Origin of the sequence: Terrisporobacter sp. (genome assembly GCF_017888745.1) — a bacterium.
Classification (GTDB): Bacteria; Bacillota; Clostridia; order Peptostreptococcales; family Peptostreptococcaceae; genus Terrisporobacter.
In genome coordinates, this window is the sequence record NZ_JAGHFM010000380.1 from 1 (window position 1) to 1588 (window position 1588).

At 26.6% G+C, this 1588-nt stretch carries 2 protein-coding genes; both read left to right on the forward strand.

Annotated elements, in window-relative coordinates; translation table 11 throughout:
* Window positions 1–757: ABC transporter permease (locus J7G74_RS16230; RefSeq protein ID WP_297137304.1), on the forward strand; the 757-nt coding region annotated here is incomplete at its 5' end.
* Between the two features lie 94 nt (window positions 758–851).
* Entirely contained in the window at window positions 852–1526 is a 675-nt protein-coding gene (locus tag J7G74_RS16235) for a response regulator transcription factor (RefSeq protein WP_297137306.1), read from the forward strand.
* Window positions 1527–1588 lie beyond the last annotated feature (62 nt).

Sequence of the window (1588 nt, forward strand, 5' to 3'; positions counted from 1 at the left end):
AGTTGATAATTTCTACTACAACGAGGAAGATAGAAATATATTAGGAGAAAAAATAACTCTTAGAAATAAAGATAATGATTCAATGACTTTTAATACAAAATTATTTAGTGAGGAGGTACATTTATTAGCAGATGCACCATCTAATGAGTTGGGTATACCAAGTATATTTATAAGTCAGCATGCTTTAGAGAAATTAGATAAAAACCATATAGGATATTTATTATGCATAAATATTGATGACAGATATGATGAAGCTGTTAAATCTAAATTAACAAAAATATCTGATGCTAGAGGATTATATATGGATTCAAAGACTACTCAAACTAAAGAATTCAATAATAGTTCTATGGTAATGAATATTTTAGGCGGAGGAATGGCAATTATCTTGATCTTTATAGGAATTCTAAACTTTATAAATGTAATGATAACAGGAGTAAATGTAAGATTAAAAGAGTTAGCAGTCATGGAAAGTATAGGGATGACTAAGAAGCAAATCAAAAAGATGTTAACTTTAGAAGGTTTATATTATGGAGGTATTATTACTTTATTGATAAGTACTTTAGGAGTGGGAATTATATATGTGATAGCAGAGCTAACTAAAAAAATTGCAGACTATGCAGTATTTGTATTCCCCACAGTACCACTTGTAAGTATGATAACATTAATATTTGTAGTATGTTTAATTACACCTAGTTTAGTTTATAAATTTAGTAGCAAAAGAAGTGTGACAGAAAGATTAAGGGAAATAGAAAAATAAATATATAAGTTATAGTGGTAGGTGTCAAAAATCTACCACTATTGTTATAATTAGAGATATGATAAAAATTAAATCGTAATGTGGGAGGGATTTAATGTCAACAATTTTAATAATAGAAGATGATATAAGTTTGAATAGAGGGGTAACATTTGCCTTAAAAAAAGAAGGCTATGAAGTCATTAGTGTATATACAAAGGAAGAAGGAAAGATTGCTATTTTACAAAACCAAATAGATTTCTTGCTTTTAGATATAAATTTACCTGATGGATCAGGGTTAGACTTTTGTAAAGAAATAAATGATAAGATGGATTTTCCTATAGTATTTTTTACAGCTAATGATACAGAAGAAGATATGATAAAAGGATTTGAAAGTGGGTGTGATGATTATATTTCAAAGCCCTTTTCTATTGGTGTTTTAAAGTTTAAAATAAATGCAATCTTAAAAAGGAATTGTGGAGAAGCTAAAAATATTTTTAAATATAAAGACTTAAAAATAGATTTTGATAGTAGAAAAGTTCATAAAAGAGATGAAGAAATATATTTAACTGCAACTGAGTATAAGCTTTTAGAACTGTTAAGCAAAAATAAGGGAAGGGCCATGACTAAAGAAATATTGCTAGATAAGTTATGGGATAATAATGGCAACTATGTAGATGAAAATACATTGTCTGTTAATATAAGAAGACTTCGTAAAAAAATAAAAGATGATTCAAAAAATCCAGAATATATAATTACTTTGTTTGGTATCGGATATATTATGGGAGAATAAATTATGGCTAATAACTTTAATGATTTAAATAAAATAAATAGATTGATTAGATGGTTTATTAT

Bases quoted from the DNA above. Each gene is read 5' to 3' on its own strand.
- J7G74_RS16235 (WP_297137306.1), top strand. From the start codon at position 852: ATGTCAACAATTTTAATAATAGAAGATGATATAAGTTTGAATAGAGGG.